Consider the following 20,941-nt stretch of genomic DNA (forward strand, 5'->3'; position numbering starts at 1 on the left):
GGTGTCCCCATAGGGGCGGACGATCGTCACTGTGCCTCCTTTGGCATGCCCTCGTGGCCCTCGCTTCGCTCGGTGCGCTCGGTCATGCCGGCTCAGCCTCCAGCGCCTCGGTCACCGGGTTGTAGTAGTCCTCGTCGTGCTTCGCGACGCCGTCCAGGCCCTTGCCCCGGTCCGCGGGCCGCTTCATGATCCCGAAGGTGCCGTCCGCGATCGCGTTCAGCAGCGTGTCGTCGACGATCTCCTCCAGCAGCTCCACCGCCTCCGCGAGGACCTGCCGGCCCCGCTGCTGGATGAACCCGCCCGGCGCCGGCACGAAGTCCTCGTGCAGATTCCCGGCGCCGTTCAGCACGTACCGCACGTTCTGCAGGGCGATGTCGCGGTCGGACAGCCACGGCGTCACCACCGCCTCGGTCATCATCCCCACCAGCAGAATCCCCTGCCCGGTCAGCGCACCCACCAGGTTGAAGAACCCGTCCAGCAGATTCCCGCGGAACACGTCACCGGTCATGTGCTTGGTCGGCGGCATCCACTTCAGCGGCGCGTCCGGGAACAACTCCCGCGCCAGCAACGCGTGCGCCAGCTCCATCCGGAACGAATCCGGCAGATCCGGGTTGATCTCGAACGCGTGCCCCAGCCCCAGCTGCCAGTTCTCCAGACCCGCCTCGTGCGCGAAGAACTCGTTCAGCAGCTGCGACACCGTCACCGTGTGCGCCGCCTCCACCGCGTCCGCCGTGGTCAGGTAGTTGTCCTCACCGGTGTTGATGATGATCCCGGCGCGGGCATGCACCTGCCGGGAGAACCGCTGGTCCACGAACGTCCGGATCGGATTGATGTCGCGGAACAGGATCCCGTACATCGAGTCGTTGAGCATCATGTCCAGCCGCTCCATCCCGGCCAGCGCCGCGATCTCCGGCATGCACAACCCGCTCGCGTAGTTCGTCAACCGCACATAGCGGCCCAGCTCCCGCGACGTCTCATCCAGCGCCGCCCGCATCAGCCGGAAGTTCTCCTGCGTCGCGTACGTGCCCGCGAAACCCTCCCGGGTCGCCCCCTCCGGCACATAGTCCAGCAACGACTGACCCGTCGACCGGATCACCGCGATCACATCCGCGCCGGCCCGCGCCGCCGCCTGCGCCTGCGGAATGTCCTCGTAGATGTCGCCGGTCGCCACGATCAGATAGATCCACGGCCGCTGCAACGGATCCCCGAACCGGCGGATCAACCGGTCCCGCTCCGCACGCCGCTTGTCGATCAACTTCACCCCGGCGCCGGTCGCCCGCTTCGCCGCCCGCCGGGCCGCGCTCACCGCGGCCTTCTTCTCCGGTACGGCGAACCGCACCGCCCCCGCCGCCGCCTTCTGCGCCAGCACCGTCACATCGTCGATGCCCTCCGCGGCCAGGGCATGGAACACGGGCACCGCCACCCCGTGCCCCAGCCCCACATCCGCGACCACCGCGTCCACCAGACGGTTCACCCACGGAATGCCGTCGGAATCCGCCCCGCGCACCCCGGCCAGCCGCAGCACCGCCCGCTCCACCGACACCGTCGTGTGCGAACGCGCCAGGTCCACCACCGGCTGCCCCGCCCGCGCCGCGAGCGCACGCGCCCGGCGCACCACCCGCGGATCCAGCTTCAACTTCCCGGCCACGCCCGTACTCCTTGTCTCACCCCGCCACGGTGCGGGGCACGCCCATCAACCTTCGAAGATCGTCTCGCCGCGCAGCACCGTGCGCCGGCACACCGGCCGCGCCGGCACCACACCCTCGGCGTCCGCCAGCAGCGCCGGCAGACCACCGTCCACCCCACCCGGGGTATCCCACACCGCGAACGTCGCCGCCGCACCCGGCACCAGCACACCCGCTTCATCCACCCCGGCCGCCCGCCACCCGCCCCGGGTGCTCGCCGCGAACGCCGACCGCACACCCATCCGGAACACCGGATTCCGCGGCGCCGCCGCGGCCGCCACCATCGCCCACGGATCCGGCGCCGTCACCGGCGCATCCGACCCGAACGCCAACGCCACCCCCGTCGCGTGCATCGCCCCGATCGGATTCGACGCCATCGCCCGCGCCACCCCCAACCGCTGCGCGTACATCCGGTCCGGGCCACCCCACAACGCGTCGAACGCCGGCTGCACGCTCGCCACCAGCCCGAACTCCACGAACCGGGCGATCATCGCCTTGTCCGCCAGCTCCACGTGCTCCACCCGGTGCCGGCCCTCCCGCAACCGGTCCACCCCGACCTGCTTCGCCGCCAGCGCGAACCCGTCCAGCACCGCGTCGATCGCCGCGTCACCGATCGCGTGGAACCCCGCCTGCACACCGACGCGCACACAATCCAGGATGTGCTCCCCGGCCTGCTCCGCGGAGACAAACGCCTCACCACAACCCGGCCCGTCCGCGTACGGCGCCCGCAACGACGCCGTCCGCGACCCCAGCGCACCGTCCGCGTACAGATCACCCGCCGCGCCCAGCGCACCCAACTCCCGGGCCCGCTCCGCCCCGCCCAGCTCACCCCAGTACCCGAACACCTGCGGCAGGCCCGCACCCGACAACGCCAGCACCGACCGGAAATCCGCCTCACTGGAGGTACCCGGCCCACCGCACTCGTGCACCGCCGCCACCCCCCGCGACGCCGCCTGCACCAGCGCGGCCCGCTGCGCCGCCGTACGCTGCGCCGCACTCAACGACCCCAACGCCACCGCCCGCACCGCGTGATGCGCCTGCTCCCGCACCCACCCGGACGGGTCGTACCCGGGCACCCCCTGCGCCTGCGCCAGCAGCGCCGTCGAACACAACGCCGAATGCACCGACGCCTGCGACAGATACACCCGCCGCCCACCCGCCGCCCGGTCCAGCTCCGCCGCCGACGGCGGCACCTGCTGCGCCCACGTCGACTCGTCCCAGCCGTGCCCGTGCACCACACCGTCACCCGGCCGCGACGTTGCGAACGCCGCCACCGCATCCAGCAACTCACCCGCCGAACGCACAGCGGACAGGTCCAGGCCGCCGGCCACCAGACCGGTGTCCGTGGCGTGCTGATGCGCGTCCACGAACGCCGGCGTCACCAGCGCCCCGCCCAACTCCACCGTCACGTCCGCCGCGGGCGCCTGCTCCGCCGCACCCAGCCACGCGACCCGGCCGTCGCGCACCAGCATCGCCGTGGCCCGCGGCTCCGCCGCCGAATAGAACCTGCCGTTGACATACCGCACCGAGGGGGAATCAGTCATGGATGTCAGTGTCCCGCGACCCGCGCCTCGAACAGCGCGCGGACCGCCGGGGTACGCCGCACCAGATCCACCGCGAACTCCGCGTGACCCGGCACGTACCCATTGCCCACCAGCATCGTCACGTCCGCCGCCAGGCCCTCCGCGCCCAGCGCCGCCGCCGAGAAACTCGTCGCCATCGAGAAGAAGATCACCGTGCCGCCGTTCGCCGTGGCCAGGATCGCCCCGTGCTCACAACCCGGCACGTCCACGCACACCACCGTCACGGTCGCCGGGCCGCCCAGCGCCTGCGCCACCGCCGACGACACCGCCACCGGATTCCGGGCGTCGGCGATCGCGACCTCGTCGGCCAGCCCGGCCTCCGCCAGCGTCGCCCGCTCCGCCTCCGACACGACCACCCCGACGGTACGGGCACCCGCCAGCCGCGCCGCCGTCAGCGCCAGCGAGCCGCTCTTGCCCGCCCCGCCCAGCACCGCCACGGTCACCGGGCCCTGCGCCGCGTGCCCGCGCACCACCCGGTCGGTCAGCGCCGGCGCGCCACACACGTCGAACACCGCCAGGGCCAGCTCACCGGGCATGTCGTCGGGCAGCACAGCCACCACGGAACGGCCGAACAGAATCGCGTGACCCTGCGCCGGGACCTGCTCGCTGCGGCCGTCCCAGGACGCCAGCCCATCAGTGATCGCCAGCGGGGTCAGGGTCAGCGACACCAGCGTCGCCACCCGGTCGCCCACCTTCACCGGCAGCGGCGACTCCGGGCCCACCTCGTCGACCGTGCCGATCAGCATCCCGCCCGAACCGGTCACCGGGTTGTGCATCTTGCCGCGCGTACCGACGATCTCCAGCACCTCGGCCCGGACCGCCGCCCCGTCACCGCCGTGCTTCTCCGCGAGCTGCCGGAAGCTCGCCGCGTCCAGATTCAGCCGCTCCACCCGGATACGCACCTCGTCGGCGCCCAGCTCCGGGCGGGGGTCCAGCCGCCACGCGGCCTGAGGCAACACACCCGCCGGCTCAACAACACGCGACAAACCCACCGGAAACGACATTCCCACCACCCTCACCTGAAACAAACCTGTCGTGAAGCTGCACTACCGTAAATCCTACGGACCGACGGTTTCTAGACCGAAGATTCTCCAGTATGGTTTGGCCGTCCGCACACCCGACCCAGGAGGACCCGTTGACTCAGCTCCCCTCGGGCGCTGCCATCCCCGCCACCGGGCAGCCCTACGAGTACCAGCGCCGTACCCTGGTCGAACCGGACTGGACCCGCTTCCCCGGCTGGCGCGACGTCACCGCCGCCCAGTGGGAATCCGCCCAGTGGCAGCGCGTCAACTGCGTCAAGAACATCAAGCAGCTGCGCGCCGTCATGGGCGACCTGCTCGACGAGCGCTTCTACGCCGACCTCGAAGCCGACATGACGCGCCTGGCCACCATGTCCATGCTGGTGCCGCCGCAGATGCTCAACACCATGGTGCCGGACAGGACCCCCGACACGGAGTCCTTCTACGCCGACCCGATCCGGCGCTACATGATCCCCGTCGCCACCGACCGGCACCTGGACTGGCCGTCACACCCCCACGCCACCCGTGACTCCCTGCACGAGCACGACATGTGGGTCGCCGAGGGCCTCACCCACCGCTACCCCACCAAGGTCCTGGCCGAGCTGCTCTCCACCTGCCCCCAGTACTGCGGCCACTGCACCCGCATGGACCTGGTCGGCAACAGCACCCCCACCGTCGACAAGCTCAAGCTCACCCTCAAGCCCGTCGACCGCTACGACGCCCACCTCGCCTACCTCAAGGCCCACCCCGGCGTCCGCGACGTGGTCGTCTCCGGCGGCGACGTCGCCAACGTGCCGTGGAAGCAGCTCGAGAATTACCTCATGGGCCTGCTGTCCGTACCCACCGTGCGCGACATCCGGCTGGCCACCAAGGCGCTCATGGGCCTGCCCCAGCACTGGCTGCAGTCCGACGTCGTCGAGGGCCTGCACCGCGTCGCCATCACCGCCGAACGGCGCGGCGTCAACCTCGCCGTGCACACCCACGTCAACCACGTCAACTCGCTGACCCCGCTGGTCGCCCAGGCCGCCCGTACCCTCATCGAGGTCGGCGTGCGCGACGTGCGCAACCAGGGCGTGCTCATGCGCGGCGTCAACGCCACCACCGAGGACCTGCTCGACCTGTGCTTCGGGCTGCAGGGCGAGGCCGGCATCCTGCCGTACTACTTCTACATGTGCGACATGATCCCCAACGCCGAGCACTGGCGCGTCCCGGTCTGGTACGCCCAGCAGCTGCAGCACGACATGATGGGCTACCTGCCCGGCTACGCGACCCCGCGGATCGTCTGCGACGTGCCGTTCGTCGGCAAGCGCTGGGTGCACATGGTCTCCGAGTACGACCGCGAGCACGGCATCTCGTACTGGACGAAGAACTACCGGACCTCGATCGAGGCCGAGGACTCCGAGGCGCTCAGTAAGCTCTACGCGTACTACGACCCGATCGACACCCTGCCCGAGTCCGGCCAGCAGTGGTGGCGCAAGCAGCAGGAGGACGGCGCCGCCACCGCCTGACGATACGGAAGACGCGAACGGCCCCCCGGGGTGATCCCCGGGGGGCCGTCGTCATATCCAGCCGGACGGAGCGCCGCCCTAGCTCAGCGCGTCGCGCACGTCGCGACCGGCGTCCTTCACATGCTCACCGGCCTGCTTCGCGTTCGCGGACGTCTCCTGGGCCTGGCCCTCCGCCTGCAGGCGCTCGTTGTCGGTGGCGTCGCCGATGCCCTGCTTCGCCTTGCCGGTCAGCTCCTCCGCCTTGTTCTTCGCTTTGTCGGTGAAGCTCATCGTCGACCTCCAGTGGCGACTCGAAACGGAAATCCTTGCCTTTCGGGGAAATTCAGTGCCCGGAGGGCTCCTGTTTGAAACACGTCCGCGTGCGGCGGGACCCGGCGCACACCCTGTAGGGCATCCTAGGATGGGATCTCACCGCAGGGCGTGTTCCAGTTCGGCCTTGGTCATCTTCGAGCGGCCCGTGATGTGGCGTCGCTTCGCCTCGGCGTACAGGTCCTCCTTCGACCGGCCGCCGGAACGGGAGCCACCACTCGAACGGGCCTCGCCCGACTCGGCGCGCTGCTTGTTCACCGTGCGGGCGGCGATCTCCTCCGCCCGGTCGGTGGAGCGGCCCTGCTTCTTCTCACTGTCCTTGATGTGCTGGTACTGCCGCTCGCGCTTGCTGCTCCAGGACTGCTGTGGCATGGCATCCCCCTTCGCGGGACCGCAATGAATCGTTGCGGTGCTCCTACCCACCCGCGGGAGGCGCCATCCCGACCATCGGTGATCGGGAGCTCAGCGCGTCAGTCGTCCTAGGAGGCTAGGTGGTAGGGGGGTCGGCGGGGAAGATCTTCGGAGGACGGTTCTCGTACGGCGTGGACAGCACCACCGTGGTGCGGGTGGTGACGTTGGCCGCCGTACGGATCTCCTGCAGGAGCCGTTCCAGGTCTGCCGGGCTGGCCACCCGCACCAGCAGCAGGTAGAAGTCCTCCCCCGCCACCGAGTAGCAGGAGTCGATCTCCGCGAGGTGGGCCAGCCGTTCCGGCGCGTCGTCCGGCTGCGACGGATCGAACGGCCGGATCGCCACGAACGCGGTCAGCGGCAGGTCCAGCGCCTCGTACGAGACCCGGGCGGTGTACCCGTCGATGACGCCGCGCTGCTCCAGCCGCCGTACCCGCTGGTGCACAGCGGAGACGCTGAGGCCCACCTTCTCGGCCAGGTCGGTGTAGGACAGCCGACCGTCCACGGTGAGAGCGCCGACGATCGCACGATCGATCTCTTCCACGGCGTCAAGATACCGGTCGAAGCTGGAGCGCCGAACGTCAGCCGCGCGTCAACGACCGTCCGATCACCAGTCGCTGAATCTGGTTGGTGCCCTCGACGATCTGCATCACCTTGGCCTCGCGGAACCAGCGCTCCGCGGGATGATCCGAGACGTACCCGGAACCGCCCAGGACCTGCACCGCGTCGGTGGTCACCCGCATGGCGACGTCGGTGGCGAACAGCTTGGCCTTGGCCGCCTCCACCGAGAACGGCCGGCCCGCGTCCTTGAGCCGCGCGGCCGCCAGCGTCAGCGCCCGCGCCGCCGACACCTGGGTCGCCATGTCCGCCAGCATGAAGCTCAGCCCCTGGAACTCCGCGATCGGGCGGCCGAACTGCTCACGCTCGCGGGCGTACGAGGCCGCGTAGTCGACCGCCGCCTGGGCCAGCCCCACCGAGCAGGCGGCGATGCCGAGCCGGCCGGCGTCGAGGGCCTCCATCGCGATCCGGAAACCGCCGCCCTCCACGCCGACCAGGCGGTCGGCGGGCACCCGGGCGCCCTCCAGGACGATCTGCGCGGGCGGCGACGAGCGCAGGCCCATGGTCTTCTCCGGCTTCTGCGGCAGCAGTCCGGGGGTGTCCCCGTCGGCCAGGACGCAGGAGATGCCCGAGGCGCCGGGCCCGCCCGTACGGCAGAAGATGTTGTAGAAGTCCGCCTGCCCGCCGTGGGTGATCCACGCCTTGGTGCCGGTGAGCACCCAGTCGTCGCCGTCGCGTTCCGCGCGGGTGGCCAGGTTGGCCGCGTCCGAGCCGCCCTGCGGCTCGGACAGGCAGTACGCACCGAGCAGGTCACCGCCGAGCATGTCCGGCAGCATCTTGCGCTGGCGTTCGCTGCCGTGCGCGGCGACCGGGAAACAGGACAGGGTGTGCACGCTGACCGCCTCGGCGATCGCCGTCCAGCGCCCGGCCAGCACCTCCAGGACCTGCAGATACACCTCGTACGGCTGGCCCGCGCCGCCGTCGGCCTCGGGGTACGGTAGGCCGAGCAGCCCGGCGCGCCCCACGGTGCGCAGCACCTCTCGGGGGAACTCGCCGCGTGCCTCGAAGTCGGCGACCCGGGGCGCCAGCTCGCCGTCGGCGAGCTCCCGGGCCAGCCCGATCAGCTCGTACGCCTCGTCCGTGGGAAGAATGCGATCAACCGTCACGGCTCTAGCTTAACGTTCGTTAGGCGGACCGGTCACCTCGGACCGCGACTCGCCGAGCGACCACGGCAGGGTCGATGCTGTCGATCTCGTGCCGGGCGGTCCGCCCCGCTCAGGCCGCCGCTTCGGTCGGTGCCTCGGCGAGGAAGCGCCGGACCAGCGCCGCGAACTCGTCCGCGCGCTCGATCTGCGGCATGTGACCGGTGTCGGCGAACATGTGCGAACGCGCATGCGGCAGGGCCGTACGGGCCGCGGCCAGCTGGGTGGCGGGCAGGATGAGATCCCGGTCCCCCCACACGATCAAGGTGGGTCGCGGGTGCGCGGCCACCTCGCGCAGCAGCGTCGAGCGCCACACCGGCCGGACGCCGCGGAAGGTGCCCAGCGCCCGCGCGGTCTCCAGGAACACCGGCACCCGGTCGGGCTGGGCGGCGACCCGCAGGGCGTGCGCGATGCGGGCCTCGGTGGCGTACGCCCGGTCGTGGAACTGCTGGCGCTCGACGTGACGCGCGGTCCGCCGGTCGGTGCGGCTCAGCAGCACCCTGCCGAGCCCGGGTACGGCCAGCACACGCAGCATCGAGGTGACCCCGCGGCCGAAGCCGGCGCTGTTCACCAGTGCCAGGGTCTGCACCCGGGCCGGGTCGCGGGCCAGCATCTGCAGGGCGACCGCACCGCCGAGGGAGTTGCCCATCAGGTGCAGCGGCCGGTGCTCGCCCAGCGCGTCCAGGGTGGCGGTGACACCGTCGGCCAGTGTGGCCAGGGTGGTGGTCTCGGGCATCCGCTGGGACAGCCCGTACCCGGGCAGGTCCACACTGAGCACCCGGAACTCGCCGTCGAAACGGTCGTGCTGGGGGGCCCAGTCCTCCAGGCTGCGCCCGATGCCGTGCAGCAGCAGGACGGGCGGGCCGGCCGGGTCGCCGGTCTCGCGGACCCGGATGCGGACTCCGCGTACGGAGACGTAGCTGGTGCCGGGGGCGTCCACGGTCGCGGTCATCGGGCGGCCTCCTGTCCGGGGGTGGGCTGCGCGGCGGCGGGTCTGGCCCGGCTCGCTGCGGCGCGGACCAGCGAGGCGGTGACCGCCTGGATGACGCGCATGTGGTGGGTCGGGGTGATCCGGGCCAGGACGTCGGGCAGCTTCGCGCTGGCGCCGATGAGCACCCGGGCGCGGCGGCGCTGAACCCCGTCGAGGATCTGCTCGGCCGCCTTCTCCGGCGGGAACGTCAGCATCGCGCGGAAGATCTGCTTGCCCTGCTCGGACTCCTCGGCGGACACGTTGACGCCGACCCGGGCGGTCTCGGCGATCCGGGTGCGGATGCCGCCGGGGTGCACCGTGGTCACGCCGATGTTCCGGTCGCGCAGCTCGCCGCGCAGCACCTCGCTGAGCCCGCGCAGCGCGAACTTGCTGGAGCTGTAGGCCGACTGGCCGGGCGGGGCGATCAGCCCGTACAGGCTGGAGACGTTGACCAGGTGACTGCCGGGGGCGGCGGCCAGCGCGGGCAGGAGGTGGTGGATGAGTACGAGCGGGGCGCTGAAGTTGACAGCCATCACCCACTCGAACTCCTCCAGGGTGAGCTGCTCGAACCGGCCGCCCAGTGCGACGCCCGCGTTGTTGATGAGCAGGTTGATCGCGGGGTGTTCGGCGCGGATCCGCTCGGCGGCGGCGACCGCGGCGGCCCGGTCGGCGAGATCCACGACGTGCGTCTGCACGGTGACGCCCGGGTACGCCGTACGCAACGTCTCCGCGACCGTGTCCAGACGCAGCGCGTCGCGGTCGAGCAGGACCAGGTCGCTGCCGCGGGCGGCGAGGCCGTGGGCGAGCTGCTCACCGATGCCGCTGGCGGCGCCGGTGAGAACGGCGGTGCGCCCGGCGAAACGGTACGGACTGAGGCGGGTCATGGGGCGATGTCCTCCAGCGTGGAGTCGGCCGGGGCGGCGGGGGCGGCGCGCCGGGTGAACGTCATGTCGCGGCTGACATCGGCGCGCGGCGTGGTGAACGCCTCGCGCAGGTGGTTCTGCCGCACGATCCATGGGTCGCGTTCGCCCTGTGCCGGGAACCGGTCCACGCCGCGCTGCACGTACCCGGAGCTGAGGTCCAGCAGGGGCCGCCGGCGGCCGCCGGCCGGGGGCACCGGGGTGGCGCTGGCGTAGCCGTGCCGGTCCAGATAGGTCAGCAGGCGGCAGACGAACCGCGAGGACAGGTCGGCGCGCAGCGTCCAGGAGGCGTTGGTGTAGCCGATGCAGTAGGCGAAGTTCGGGACCCCGCCGAGCATGACCCCGCGGTAGGTCATCCGGCCCGGGATGTCGACCGGTGCGCCGTCCACGCTCAGCGTGACGCCGCCGAGCGCCAGCAGGGACAGGCCGGTGGCGGACACCACGATGTCCGCTTCCAGGACGCGCCCGGAGGCCAGCCGGATGCCCTCGGGCACGAACCGGTCGATGTGGTCGGTGACCACGGAGGCCCGGCCCTGGCGTACGGACTCGAACAGGTCGCCGTCGGGCACGACGCACAGCCGCTGGTCCCACGGCTGGTAGGTGGGGGTGAAGTGCTCGTCGACGTACGCCGGGTCGCCGAGGTGGCGCACGGCGAAGCGGCGCAGGATCCGCCGGACCCGCTCCGGGCGGCGCCGGGCGAGCTGGTAGAAGCCCTGCGCCAGCAGGATGTTCTTGACCCGGGAGGCGCGGTACGCGGCCCGGCCCGGCAGCACCTTGTGCAGCCCCCGGGCGACCACGTCGGTGCCCGGCAGCGGCGTCAGGTACGACGGGGAACGCTGCAGCATGGTCACGTGCGCGGCGGCGCCGGCCATCGCGGGCACGATGGTGACCGCGGTGGCGCCGCTGCCGATGACCACGACCCGTTTGCCGGTGTGGTCGAGGTCCGCCGGCCAGAACTGCGGGTGCACGAACCGGCCGGTGTAGTCGGCCAGGCCGGGGAAATCGGGCTCGTGGCCGTGCGCGTAGTCGTAGTAGCCGGCGCAGGCGTACAGGAAGTCGCAGGTGTAGGTCTGCGGCTGCGCGTCGGGGCCCGCGCTGGCCTGCACGGTCCAGCGGGCGGCGACCGACGACCATTCGGCGCTCAGCACCCGCGTGTTGAACCTGATATGGCGGGTGATGCCGGCTTCGTCCGCGGTGTCGCGGATGTACTGGCGGATGCTGTCGCCCGAGGCCATCGTCTCGGTACCCCGCCAGGGCCGGAACGGATAGCTGAGCGTGTACATGTCCGAATCGGACCGTACGCCCGGATAGCGGAACAGATCCCAGGTGCCGCCGATCGCGGCGCGCGCCTCCAGGATCGCGTACCGGATGCCGGGGCGTTCGTGCTGCAGCCGCCACGCGGCGCCGATGCCGGAGAGGCCGGCGCCGATGACGAGGACGTCGAGGTGTTCCGTCAGCACATCGGACTCCTTCGATCGCCGCGGGGTTCCGCTCAGTCTCGGGCACCCGTACGCGGGGGACTTGCCTTTGCGCGACACTCATTTAACCTTAGGCGACATGGGATCGATGGTTCGCGCTGCCGGTCTGCGCGGGCTACCCCACCTCGTGGATGCGCTCGGCGGCGACGGCGCCGCCCTGCTGGCCCGCTTCCGGGTGCCGGCGGCCGCGCTGGACAGCGACGACGCGGTGATCGGCGCCGCCACGGCCGACCGGATCCTGGAGACCGCGGCCGCCGAACTCGGCTGCCCCGACCTGGGGCTACGGCTGGCCGAACAGCAGGACATGACAGTGCTCGGGCCACTCGCCGTGGCGATCGAGAACTCACCCACCTTCGGCGCGGCGCTCGACTGCGCCACCCGGTACCTGTTCGTCCACAGCCCGGCACTGGCGGTGTCGCGGGTCCCGGACCCCGCCGGTCAGCCCGGCGTGATCGGACTGCGCTACGCCGGAACCGACGAGCCACTGCCGCCACAGGCACTGGACCTCGGTGTCGGCCTGTTCCACAGGATCATCGTGCTGCTGCACGGCGGCCCGTACGGGCTGCGCTCTGTGCACCTGCCGCACCCGCCCCTGGCGCCGGTCACCCGCTACACGGCGTTCTTCGGCGCCGACGTACGGTTCGGCAAACCGGCCGCGGTCCTGCGCGTGCCCGCCCACCTGACCGCGACCCCCGTCCCCGGCGGCGACCAGGTGCTGCGCGACATCGCCCTGGACTACCTCACCCACCACTACCCCACCCCCGACCAGACCGTCAGCGCCCGCGTGCAGCACCTGCTGGCCCAGTCGCTGGGCACCGCGCCGGTGGACATCGCCGCGATCGCCCGGCAGTTGCAGACCCACCCCCGGACCCTGCAGCGGCGCCTCGCCGCGGAGGGCACCACCTTCGCCGCGCTGCTCGACGACGCCCGGCGCGCGGCCGCCTACCAGCTCATCGCCCGCAGCGACCTGCCGCTGTCCCAGGTCACCGTGATGGTCAGCCTCACCGAGCAGTCCGCGCTGACCCGGGCGGCGCGGCGCTGGTTCGGAGTGACCCCGCGCGAACTGCGCCGCGGACAGCACCGCACCTGAAGCGCAACCCGCCGGGTCCAGCGTCGCAGACCGGCAACCGGTGCAATGGACCGCTGTCGTGGGCAACGGGGCCGACGGTGCTGGTTGCGAGGAGTGCCATGGGCGATCGCGGGTGGAAGGCGTACGCGGTCGCAGCGGCCCTGGCCGTCGCGGCCTACCAGGTCATCCCCGACAATCCGTGGTGGGACGCCCTCTGGCAGGTCGGCATCGGGTACGCGGCCGTGGCGGCCATCGTCGTCGGGACGCGCCGGCTGCCCGGGCGCCGCCGCCTGCCGTGGTGGTGCATCGCGGCCGGGCTGGGCGCCAACACCAGCGGCATCGCCGTCGCGGTCTACGCCTCCGACGTGCTGCACATCGACTGGTCCCCCACCCCGGCCGACCCGCTGTTCCTGCTGCTCTACCCCGGCTGCGCGCTCGGGTTCGCCCTGCTCATCCGGGCCCGCGAGCCGCGCCGCAACTGGGCAGCCATGGTCGACGCCACCACCTTCACCACCGGCCTCGGCCTGCTGGCCTGGGTGTACGTGATCGAGCCGACCGCGCACAGCGACGACATGACCGTGCTGGGCCGGGCCATCCAGATCGCCTACCCCGTCGGCGACCTGCTGCTGCTGGCGATGCTCACCCGCCTGGTGCGCTCCGGCGGGGCCCGCGGCGCCGCGTTCTGGTGGATCACCGCGTCGGGCGGCGCGTTCTTCGCCGGCGACACCATCTGGGTGGTGCTCGGCAACCTCGACATCGACATCAGCGGCAGCCTTCCGCTGAGCCGCGCCGTCGCGATGGTGTTCCTCGTGGCGTTCAGCCTGTTCGGGGTGGCGGCGCTGCACCCGAGCGCGGCCGAACTGGACCAACCGGCGGTGCGTACCGCGCCGCGGCTCAGCGGCGCCATGCTGGCCACCCTCACCGTCACGTCACTGGTCGCCCCCGCACTGCTGGCGCTACAGGTCAGCACGGGCAGGGTCACCGACGGCCCGGCCATCGTGGTCGGCTGCACCGCGCTGTTCCTGCTGGTCGTCACCCGGATGGCGCAACTGCTGCGCGAGGTCGAACGGCAGGCGGAATGCGTACGGGCGCTGTCGCGCCAGGACGAGCTGACCAAGCTGCCGAACCGCCGCGCGTGGAACGACGAGGCGCCCCGCGCCCTGGAGCAGGCCCGCCGCCGCGGCACCCAGATCAGCGTCGCGGTCATCGACCTCGACCACTTCAAGCGCTACAACGACACCTACGGGCACCCGGCCGGGGACCGGCTGCTGGCCGACGCGGCCGCGGCCTGGCTGAGTGCGCTGCGGCGGGTGGACCTGCTGGCCCGCGTCGGCGGGGAGGAGTTCGTGGTGCTGCTCCCGGAGTCCGGCGCGGACGAGGCGGGGCACGTGCTGGCCCGCGCGCTGGCCGTCACGCCGGACGGCCAGACCTTCTCCGCGGGCCTGGCGGTCTGGGACGGGGTGGAGACCTCCGACGAGCTGACCGCCCGTGCGGACGCCGCCCTGTACGCCGCGAAGTCGGGCGGCCGGAACCGGATCGTGGTCGCCCGCGACCCGGCGCAGCCGCCGGTGGTACCCGCCGAGGCGGCGTAGCCACGATTTACATCAGGTCCCGCCGGTACCGGACGATTACTAGATCATCTTGTTGCCGTCCCCGGAGGTGGTCATGTCCGTCGGTGCCATCGGGTCCGCCGCGTTCGCGGTGCTCTCCCCCGGCCAGCTGCCCGACCCGTACGCCCGGCAGACGCAGGTCAACGCCCAGGCCGACCTGCTGCAGGCGATGCTCGGCATGGACCTGCCCACCAAGATGGTGCTCGGCAAGCTCAACGACGGTCAGGGCGTCGACCTGTACCTGTGACGGCCGGCTCCACCGCAGGACCTGATCGATGGGTCGCGGGTCCGGCCGCCGGGCCGCCTCCGGCATAATCCCCGCCCATGCGGGGACGAACGAAGTGGATCGGGCTCGGCGCGACAGCAGCGGTGGCGGCCCTCGCGGCGGCGGGCGCGTGGCGCTACGAGAAGCACGTCCACAGTCAGCCGGACTGGCAGATCCACCACACGGCGGTGCCCGATGCGGCGAAGAAGGTCGACGACGTGTTCGCCGGGTTCGAGCGCGACCACCTCTCCGAGGCCGACGACTACCTGCACTCGGCCGGCCAGCACCCCGACGTCCAGGTCCTCTCGGTCACCGGGCGGACCCACTGGCAGACCGGCGTGACCCTGACACTGAAGGTGACGGGTCACGGCGTTGCGCGCGGCTTCGACCACGTGGTGCTCCAGCAGCGTGACGTGCCGGTCTGCTTCCGCCTGCAGATGGGCCCGGAGAAGGACACCCGCGACGACGACATCGACTGCCCGGCGGGAGCCGCGCCACCGGTTCCCCGGGATCCGTCGCTGCAGGGTGTCGACGGGCGCCTCCAGAGCGCGCTGGACCCCGTCGGCCCGGACGAGGCCGCCGTTCGCGCCGCGGTGTCCGCTCTGAAGCTCGACCCGGCCATCCACCAGGATTTCGCCACCCGGGACGGCATCGTCGGGGTGGCGCTGCGCGCCAGTCGGTACGACTGCGTCGTCGCTCGCGTCGCCGCCCGGGGAAAGGTGACACTCTGGCGGCCGTCGCACACCCAGCTGGCCCCGGGCGAGCTGAGCTGCTCGGCCGGGCTGGCACTGAGCGGCGTGTTCAACACCTCCCCACACTGAGAACCCTGCCGGCGCCCCGAACTCAGCGAGATCCGGCGGCCGGGTAGCCGCGCCGGGTGCCTGCGGCCGTCAACCCGGCCGTGCTGGCCACGACCACCGCGGCGCCCAGCACCCAGCCGCCCACCACATCACTGGTCCAATGCACCCCCAGCGCGACCCGGCTCACCCCGGTCAGCACCGCCACCGCAGCCGCGACGACGCAGAGCACCACGCGCCGTCCCGGCCGCCCGCGGGTGAACGGCAGCAGGACGACCAGGAACACCCCCGCACCCAGCACGGCGTTGAGCGCGTGCCCCGACGGGTACGCGTACCCCCACGCATGAGCCACCGGGTCGGGCAGGTCCGGGCGGTGGCGCCGGACGAGCAGCCGGAACGCCAGCCCGAGCAGACCTCCGGCCGTCATCGTGACGGCCACCCACAGCGCCGGGCGACGACGCCCCCGCACCAGCAGCCACACCACCAGCAGGCCCGCGGCCACGCGCTGGCAGTTCGGGCCGAAGACCGCGCTCACCGCAATCATCGCGCGCACCCATCCGGGATGGTCCAGGGCGTAGCCGTGCAGGGCGGTGGTGACCCGCAGGTCCGCGGCCCGCAACGGCTCCCAGCCATCCACGACCAGTAGCGTGAGCAGCGCAAACAACCCGAGCAGGAACGACGCCGCCGCGGCCGTGCTGCGGGGCAGTCCCCGCGGGGAATCCGCGTCGAGCCGGCTCGCCGAGAACGGCGGCTCGGGTGACAAGGGCATGTGCCCACCAATACCCGATCGGAGGTCGTCGCTGAGGTGGGTCGCACAGTCCGCGGCCCGTCCTAGGATCCTGCGACAGATGCCCCCGTATCGGGGCTGATCCGTCCGGACGCGCTGTCCGTACTTCCCGGCGAGCGCGGCGGGCCGCCGCGCCCCGCCGCATGCCCGGGAGACGCCGTGGACAGATCCGCACCGACCGGCACCGGTACGGGCGAATCCTCCCCCGCCCAGCCCCCGGCACCCGGCCCGCCCGTCGGGTCGCTCCCGACAGCCCACCAGGCCGACGACGGACAGGCCGACAAGGGACGGGCCGACAAGGGACGGGCCGACGCGGAGGACGGGCCGTGGATCATCGCGGCTCCCCCGCAGCCGCGGCGCATCGTGGTGTGGCTGGGCGGCACACTGGCCGTGGCGCTGCTGGCGGGTAGCGCGGTGGTGCTCGCGGCGCTGACCCGTGAGGCGGACACCGATCCGCCACCCATCACCGTCGGACCCGGCCGGACCCGGGCCGTGCCGACGACGCTCGCGGCTCCGGCCCGCCCGTCCGTGACTCCGTCGTCCGCCGCGCCCGCCCCCGCCCGCACCGCCCGGCTGGAGCTGGCCGACGCCACGAGCAGCATCCGCGTCCGGGTCGGCGACACCGGGCGCGACCTCGTCCGCGTCACCGGTGGGCGGGCGCGCACGGACGGCGCCGTGGTACGGGTGACCCCGGCGCCCGGCGCCGCGGCGGTGGAGATCACCCTCGACCCGCAGGTGCGCTGGACCGTACGCAGCACCGCGGGCATCACCGAAGAGGTGCTGGATCTGCGCGGGGCCCGCCTCGCCGCGGTCGAGCTGGCGGGCGGAGCGGCCCGGTTCGAGCTGACCCTGCCCCGCCCGGACGGCACCCTGCCGGTACGCATCGGCGCCGGCGTCAACGAGCTGCGCCTGCACGCCCCGGCGGGAACCCCGCTGCGGATCCACGCGGGCGGCGGCGCGAACCGCGTCGTCGTCGACGGCCGCGCCCGCGACGGCGTGCCGCGCGGCGCCTCGATCGCCACCGCCGACTTCGCGGGGGCCGCCGATCGGATCGACATCGACGCGGTGGCCGGCCTGGGCACCGTCACGGTCGACCGCGCCGACTGACGTGCATCAGTCAGCACGCTGCGTGCGTATCGATCCGGGTCGGTAACCGAGCGCGTCGCCACCGTTCCCGATGCTCCCGCGTGCCCGCCCCTCCCCTGCCCCGCCTCTGGGTGACGGTGCAGGGCGGCGTCGGCACAGCAGTCGGTGATGTCGACGGGATGTGATCTGGTTAACCCGGCCCGGAACTACGTCCGCTTCCGTGCGGTGCGGGTTCCGCACGGCGTTCGTAGTGGATGCACCGGGTCTCGTCCCATATACACCGAACTCCCGGGACCGCTGCTGCCTCGCGTGCCCGACGAGGTCACCGGACCTGGCCCTGGAGCGGGTCGACGGTCGAAGCAGTCTCATGACTCTGTGTAATTGCGCTCCGAGGTGGGTTGACTGTCCGTAATGAATTGCTAGATTTGGGGCATAAGCCAGCTACCCGGCTTTCACCCCAGATCAATCGGTCCCAGGAGTTCGGATGCAGGCCTCTACGCGCAACGCCGCCACGAACAGTGATGGCATGTCGTCACGTGAGGTGATGCCGACGGCTTCCACGGGATCCACGCTCCCGAACCTGAAAGGCTCCCCCGTGCTCGAGTTCAAGGACCTCGCCCCGTCCATCCACCGCCAGCGCCTGGTCGTCGAGGGGTACCCCACATTCGTGATCACCGATGAGCACATCAAGGAGTACCTGCAGAAGCTCTCGGTCGTGACCGACATGATCACGCTCATCGAGCCGGTGACCCACATCAGCGACCTGTACGGCTGGGCCGGCTGGATCCACTGGGAGACCTCCGGCGCCCACTTCTACTCGTGGGAGCGCCCGGTCCAGTTCTTCAGCGTCGACATCTACACCTGCAAGGCCTTCGACCCCGAGGCCGTCGTCGAGTTCACCCGGGAGTACTTCCGGACCACCGAGATCGTGGCCAAGGAGTTCTGAGCCGTGCTGAGCACCACTGAGGTCCGTTACGACCTCGACCACGCCGAGGTTCAGCGCCGCATCGCCGACTACCTCGCCGCCCACCCGGGCCGGGCCGGCCGGTTCATCTCGGCGGTCGTCGGCCACGGCCACCCGCTGGCCAACGTCGGGCGCACGATCGAACGGCTGATCTTCGAGGAGGCGTTCGGCAACGACACCGCCGTGATGATCGCCGAGTACCGGGCGTACGAGGACCGCAGCCTGTTCTTCGTCATCATCGACGGCGAGAACGGGGTTCCGGCCGGCGCCGGACGGATCGTCGAGGGCACCGGGATCGGCCTGAAGACCGTCGACGACGCCCCCACGCACATCGGCGTCAGCGCCACGGACATCCTCGCCGCCCACGGCATGAACGGCGAGAAGGCGTGGGACTACACCACCGTCGCGGTGCTGCCGCAGTACCGCGGCGGCCAGTCACAGCTGATGGTCAGCTCGCTGATGCACCGCACGTTCCTGGTGACCGGCGCGCGCGCCGGGGTCCAGCACGTGGTGACCATGCTGGACCGCCGCGCGTACCGCAACATGGCGATGCTCGGCATCAACCTGCAGCCGCTGGCGGGCTCGGGCCCGTTCGAGTACCTCGGCTCGGCGGAGAACCGCGCCGTCTACTGCTGGTTCCCCGAACTCGCCGGGGACATCGCGGCCCGCGGAGAGCGTCTGCTCGGGCTGCGGCCGGTCGGCGACGACGCCGGTGCCCGCGAACTGCTCGACCAGCCGCACCGGCTGATCTCCGCCCAGGCGTGCGAGCAGGTCGGCACCGGCAAGGGCCTCGACGACCTCATCATCCTGCCGGACTGAGGGGTCGCCACGGTCTAGTGCGGCGAGCGATCGTCGCCCTTGCCGTACGCGGTGAGGAAGCGGTCGCGGAACTCGCTCATCTTCCACACCGGAGCCGACGGGCCCGGGTTCAGCCCGGTGCTCCATCCCCAGGCGGCGATGCGATCCAGCACGGCCGGGTCCTTGGCGACGATGGTGACCGGCACATCGTGGCGGGCGCCGTTGCCGCTGACCAGCGAGATCGGCTGGTGGTCGCCGAAGATGACCAGCACGAGATCCTTGTCGCCGTAGCGCTGGGCCCACGACACGAGGCTGCTGACCGAGTACGCGACCGAGCGGGCGTACTCGGTGCGTACCTCCTTGGACTTCTTCCACAGCACCGAACGGTCCTCGCCACGCTCGGCCATCGGGCCGTAGATCGTGCCGTCGCCGATCGCGTTCCAGTCGACCATGTCGGGGATCGGTGTCCACGGCTCGTGGCTGGACGTCAGGGTGATCTCGGACATCAGCGGGGCGTGGCGGCGGCCGTACACCTGCTGCTGGAACGCGGCCAGGGTGAACTGGTCCGGCATGCGGGACCAGCCGAAACGGGGGCCGCGGTAGCCGAGGTTGCGGGAGTCGTACACCTCGTCGTACCCGTAGAACTTGGCCTCCGGCCAGGCGACCGTGTTGCCGGGCTCGACACCGACCGTGCGCCAGCCCGCCCGGTGGAACGCGTTGGTCAACGTCAGGCGGTTCGTGGAGACCAGCTGCCGGTACCGCTGCTGGTTGTTGATCCACAGGCCGGACTGGAACGAGGCATGCGCCAGCCAGCTGCCGCCGCCGTACGTCGATGAGGTGAGGTAGCCGCTGCGGGCGGCGAAGCCGGCGGCGGCGAGCTGCTTGTCCCCGGCGGCCAGGGCGGGCTCGACGACACTGGCCATCAGCGGGTCGGACAGCGCGGACCGGCCGTAGCTCTCCACCACGCCGATCACGACGTCCTTGCCCCGCAGCGCGGTGAGCAACTCGCTGGGCGGGGTCGTGGCGAACGCGTCCACCCGCGCCTCGGCGGTGAACGCGGCGCGGTCGCGCAGCGCGGCAGGCACGGTGACGATCGCCCGCTTGGCCAGCTCGGCGGTGCTGTCCGAGGCCACCGGCGAGGCCGGGAACAGCGTCGTACCGGTCAGGGCGAACACCATCCACGCGGCCATCAGGGCGGTGACCGCACGCCGGGCCGGGAGCCGGTACCGGGCGGTGAGCCGGGCCAGCCGCAGCACCGCCAGGGTGACCGCGGCGGACACGGCGACCGACCCGAGGACGGCCGCGGCCGCGGCGCCGATCGCCCCGGCACGGCCCGACGTCTCGGCCAGCGCCCGGTAGCCGTCGCCGAACAGCGGCCAGTCCAGTACCGGGTTGAAGCGCCGGCCGAGCACTACGAGGAAGCCGATGTTGACGAACTTCAGGACGGTCAGCGCGCCGAGCCCGGCGCCGAGCACCACGGCGAGGGGCCGTCGTGCCCGGTCCGGAGCCGCGATGAGCAGTGCCGCGCCGAGGATGCCCTCCAGCGGGATACGCAGGAACGCGCCGGGCAGGAACACGTCGGGCCGGTGCCGCAGGATTCCCTCCGGCAGGACCAGGACGACGAACACCAGTACCGCCGCGGCGACGGTGAGCAGGTGGCCCGCCACGCTGCGCCACGAACGCCGGGCCGGTGGGGCCTCGGGGGTCGCGTGTTCCTGGTCGGGCCGGGGACGAAGGCGCGTGAGCAGCGACAACCCGAAGTTCCTTAGGTCCGGCGCACGGACGGGTCCGTGCGGAGCGGGCGGGGCGGGTGGCGCCTTGATCGGCGCACGTCCGGTGATACGTCGTCTGCACGCTTTCGGTTCACCGCCCGTGCCCGAACGGTGTCCGCACGGTGGGGAAATCCCGCCGGTTCACGGGTGCGT

At 72.0% G+C, this 20,941-nt stretch carries 20 protein-coding genes; 8 read left to right on the forward strand and 12 right to left on the reverse strand.

Annotation, left to right across the window (positions count from 1 at the left end; translation table 11 throughout):
• Nucleotides 1-82: 82 nt before the first annotated feature.
• From ACMCNN_RS14370 to ACMCNN_RS14380, 3 genes are read right to left on the reverse strand one after another with little or no spacing between them, the layout of a single operon-like run.
• The gene (locus ACMCNN_RS14370; RefSeq protein WP_412746695.1) at nucleotides 83-1,648 is read right to left on the reverse strand and encodes a lysine 5,6-aminomutase subunit alpha; all 1,566 of its coding nucleotides are present in this window, start codon (nucleotides 1,646-1,648) and stop codon (nucleotides 83-85) included.
• Nucleotides 1,649-1,693: 45 nt separating this feature from the next.
• Nucleotides 1,694-3,229, reverse strand: a complete 1,536-nt coding sequence (locus ACMCNN_RS14375) for an amidohydrolase (RefSeq protein ID WP_412746696.1) — start codon at nucleotides 3,227-3,229, stop codon at nucleotides 1,694-1,696.
• Nucleotides 3,230-3,234: 5 nt separating this feature from the next.
• Nucleotides 3,235-4,272, reverse strand: a complete 1,038-nt coding sequence (locus tag ACMCNN_RS14380; protein WP_412746697.1) for an L-erythro-3,5-diaminohexanoate dehydrogenase — start codon at nucleotides 4,270-4,272, stop codon at nucleotides 3,235-3,237.
• A gap of 131 nt (nucleotides 4,273-4,403) precedes the next feature.
• On the opposite strand from ACMCNN_RS14380, the gene ACMCNN_RS14385 reads away from it, so the two are divergent.
• Nucleotides 4,404-5,795: a KamA family radical SAM protein gene (locus ACMCNN_RS14385; protein ID WP_412746698.1), complete on the forward strand. Its 1,392-nt coding sequence runs from the start codon at nucleotides 4,404-4,406 to the stop codon at nucleotides 5,793-5,795.
• A 78-nt stretch (nucleotides 5,796-5,873) separates the two neighbouring features.
• Here the strand turns inward: ACMCNN_RS14385 and ACMCNN_RS14390 are convergent, their stop codons facing one another.
• The 7 genes from ACMCNN_RS14390 to ACMCNN_RS14420 all read right to left on the reverse strand — a co-directional run bounded on the left by ACMCNN_RS14390 (nucleotide 5,874) and on the right by ACMCNN_RS14420 (nucleotide 11,622).
• Complete coding sequence (locus ACMCNN_RS14390; RefSeq protein WP_412746699.1) at nucleotides 5,874-6,065, reverse strand: CsbD family protein; 192 nt, start codon at nucleotides 6,063-6,065, stop codon at nucleotides 5,874-5,876.
• Between the two features lie 138 nt (nucleotides 6,066-6,203).
• Nucleotides 6,204-6,476, reverse strand: coding sequence for a plasmid stabilization protein (locus ACMCNN_RS14395; RefSeq protein ID WP_412746700.1), 273 nt, complete (start codon nucleotides 6,474-6,476; stop codon nucleotides 6,204-6,206).
• A 115-nt stretch (nucleotides 6,477-6,591) separates the two neighbouring features.
• Complete coding sequence (locus tag ACMCNN_RS14400) at nucleotides 6,592-7,056, reverse strand: Lrp/AsnC family transcriptional regulator (protein ID WP_412746701.1); 465 nt, start codon at nucleotides 7,054-7,056, stop codon at nucleotides 6,592-6,594.
• A gap of 37 nt (nucleotides 7,057-7,093) precedes the next feature.
• The gene (locus tag ACMCNN_RS14405; protein ID WP_412746702.1) at nucleotides 7,094-8,236 is read right to left on the reverse strand and encodes an acyl-CoA dehydrogenase family protein; all 1,143 of its coding nucleotides are present in this window, start codon (nucleotides 8,234-8,236) and stop codon (nucleotides 7,094-7,096) included.
• A gap of 109 nt (nucleotides 8,237-8,345) precedes the next feature.
• Nucleotides 8,346-9,224 (reverse strand): alpha/beta fold hydrolase, encoded by an 879-nt coding sequence (locus ACMCNN_RS14410; protein ID WP_412746703.1) that lies wholly within the window; start codon nucleotides 9,222-9,224, stop codon nucleotides 8,346-8,348.
• Complete coding sequence (locus ACMCNN_RS14415) at nucleotides 9,221-10,126, reverse strand: SDR family NAD(P)-dependent oxidoreductase (RefSeq protein ID WP_412746704.1); 906 nt, start codon at nucleotides 10,124-10,126, stop codon at nucleotides 9,221-9,223. Before ACMCNN_RS14415 ends, ACMCNN_RS14410 begins: the two co-directional genes overlap by 4 nt.
• Complete coding sequence (locus ACMCNN_RS14420) at nucleotides 10,123-11,622, reverse strand: flavin-containing monooxygenase (RefSeq protein ID WP_412746705.1); 1,500 nt, start codon at nucleotides 11,620-11,622, stop codon at nucleotides 10,123-10,125. Before ACMCNN_RS14420 ends, ACMCNN_RS14415 begins: the two co-directional genes overlap by 4 nt.
• 97 nt (nucleotides 11,623-11,719) lie before the next feature.
• Between ACMCNN_RS14420 and ACMCNN_RS14425 the strand changes: the two genes are divergently transcribed.
• From ACMCNN_RS14425 to ACMCNN_RS14440, 4 genes are all read left to right on the forward strand, one after another.
• A complete protein-coding gene (locus tag ACMCNN_RS14425; RefSeq protein ID WP_412746706.1) occupies nucleotides 11,720-12,730 on the forward strand; it encodes an AraC family transcriptional regulator in 1,011 nt (336 codons plus the stop codon).
• A gap of 98 nt (nucleotides 12,731-12,828) precedes the next feature.
• A complete protein-coding gene (locus tag ACMCNN_RS14430) occupies nucleotides 12,829-14,301 on the forward strand; it encodes a GGDEF domain-containing protein (protein WP_412746707.1) in 1,473 nt (490 codons plus the stop codon).
• Between the two features lie 73 nt (nucleotides 14,302-14,374).
• Complete coding sequence (locus ACMCNN_RS14435; RefSeq protein ID WP_412746708.1) at nucleotides 14,375-14,566, forward strand: hypothetical protein; 192 nt, start codon at nucleotides 14,375-14,377, stop codon at nucleotides 14,564-14,566.
• Between the two features lie 77 nt (nucleotides 14,567-14,643).
• Nucleotides 14,644-15,405, forward strand: coding sequence for a hypothetical protein (locus ACMCNN_RS14440; protein WP_412746709.1), 762 nt, complete (start codon nucleotides 14,644-14,646; stop codon nucleotides 15,403-15,405).
• 22 nt (nucleotides 15,406-15,427) lie between these two features.
• Here ACMCNN_RS14440 and ACMCNN_RS14445 read toward each other — a convergent pair whose 3' ends face one another.
• Nucleotides 15,428-16,150 carry a phosphatase PAP2 family protein gene (locus ACMCNN_RS14445; protein ID WP_412746710.1) on the reverse strand — a complete coding sequence of 241 codons (723 nt, stop codon included), beginning with the start codon at nucleotides 16,148-16,150 and terminating at the stop codon, nucleotides 15,428-15,430.
• Between the two features lie 177 nt (nucleotides 16,151-16,327).
• Between ACMCNN_RS14445 and ACMCNN_RS14450 the strand changes: the two genes are divergently transcribed.
• From ACMCNN_RS14450 to ACMCNN_RS14460, 3 genes are all read left to right on the forward strand, one after another.
• On the forward strand, nucleotides 16,328-17,275 hold the full coding sequence (locus ACMCNN_RS14450; RefSeq protein ID WP_412746711.1) for a hypothetical protein: 948 nt from the start codon (nucleotides 16,328-16,330) through the stop codon (nucleotides 17,273-17,275).
• A gap of 574 nt (nucleotides 17,276-17,849) precedes the next feature.
• Entirely contained in the window at nucleotides 17,850-18,200 is a 351-nt protein-coding gene (locus tag ACMCNN_RS14455) for an S-adenosylmethionine decarboxylase (protein ID WP_412746712.1), read from the forward strand.
• A gap of 3 nt (nucleotides 18,201-18,203) precedes the next feature.
• A complete protein-coding gene (locus tag ACMCNN_RS14460) occupies nucleotides 18,204-19,037 on the forward strand; it encodes a hypothetical protein (RefSeq protein WP_412746713.1) in 834 nt (277 codons plus the stop codon).
• Nucleotides 19,038-19,051: 14 nt separating this feature from the next.
• Here ACMCNN_RS14460 and ACMCNN_RS14465 read toward each other — a convergent pair whose 3' ends face one another.
• Nucleotides 19,052-20,770: a sulfatase-like hydrolase/transferase gene (locus tag ACMCNN_RS14465; protein ID WP_412746714.1), complete on the reverse strand. Its 1,719-nt coding sequence runs from the start codon at nucleotides 20,768-20,770 to the stop codon at nucleotides 19,052-19,054.
• Between the last annotated feature and the right edge of the window lie 171 nt (nucleotides 20,771-20,941).

Origin of the sequence: Krasilnikovia sp. MM14-A1004 (assembly GCF_047159485.1) — a bacterium.
Classification (GTDB): Bacteria; Actinomycetota; Actinomycetes; order Mycobacteriales; family Micromonosporaceae; genus Actinoplanes.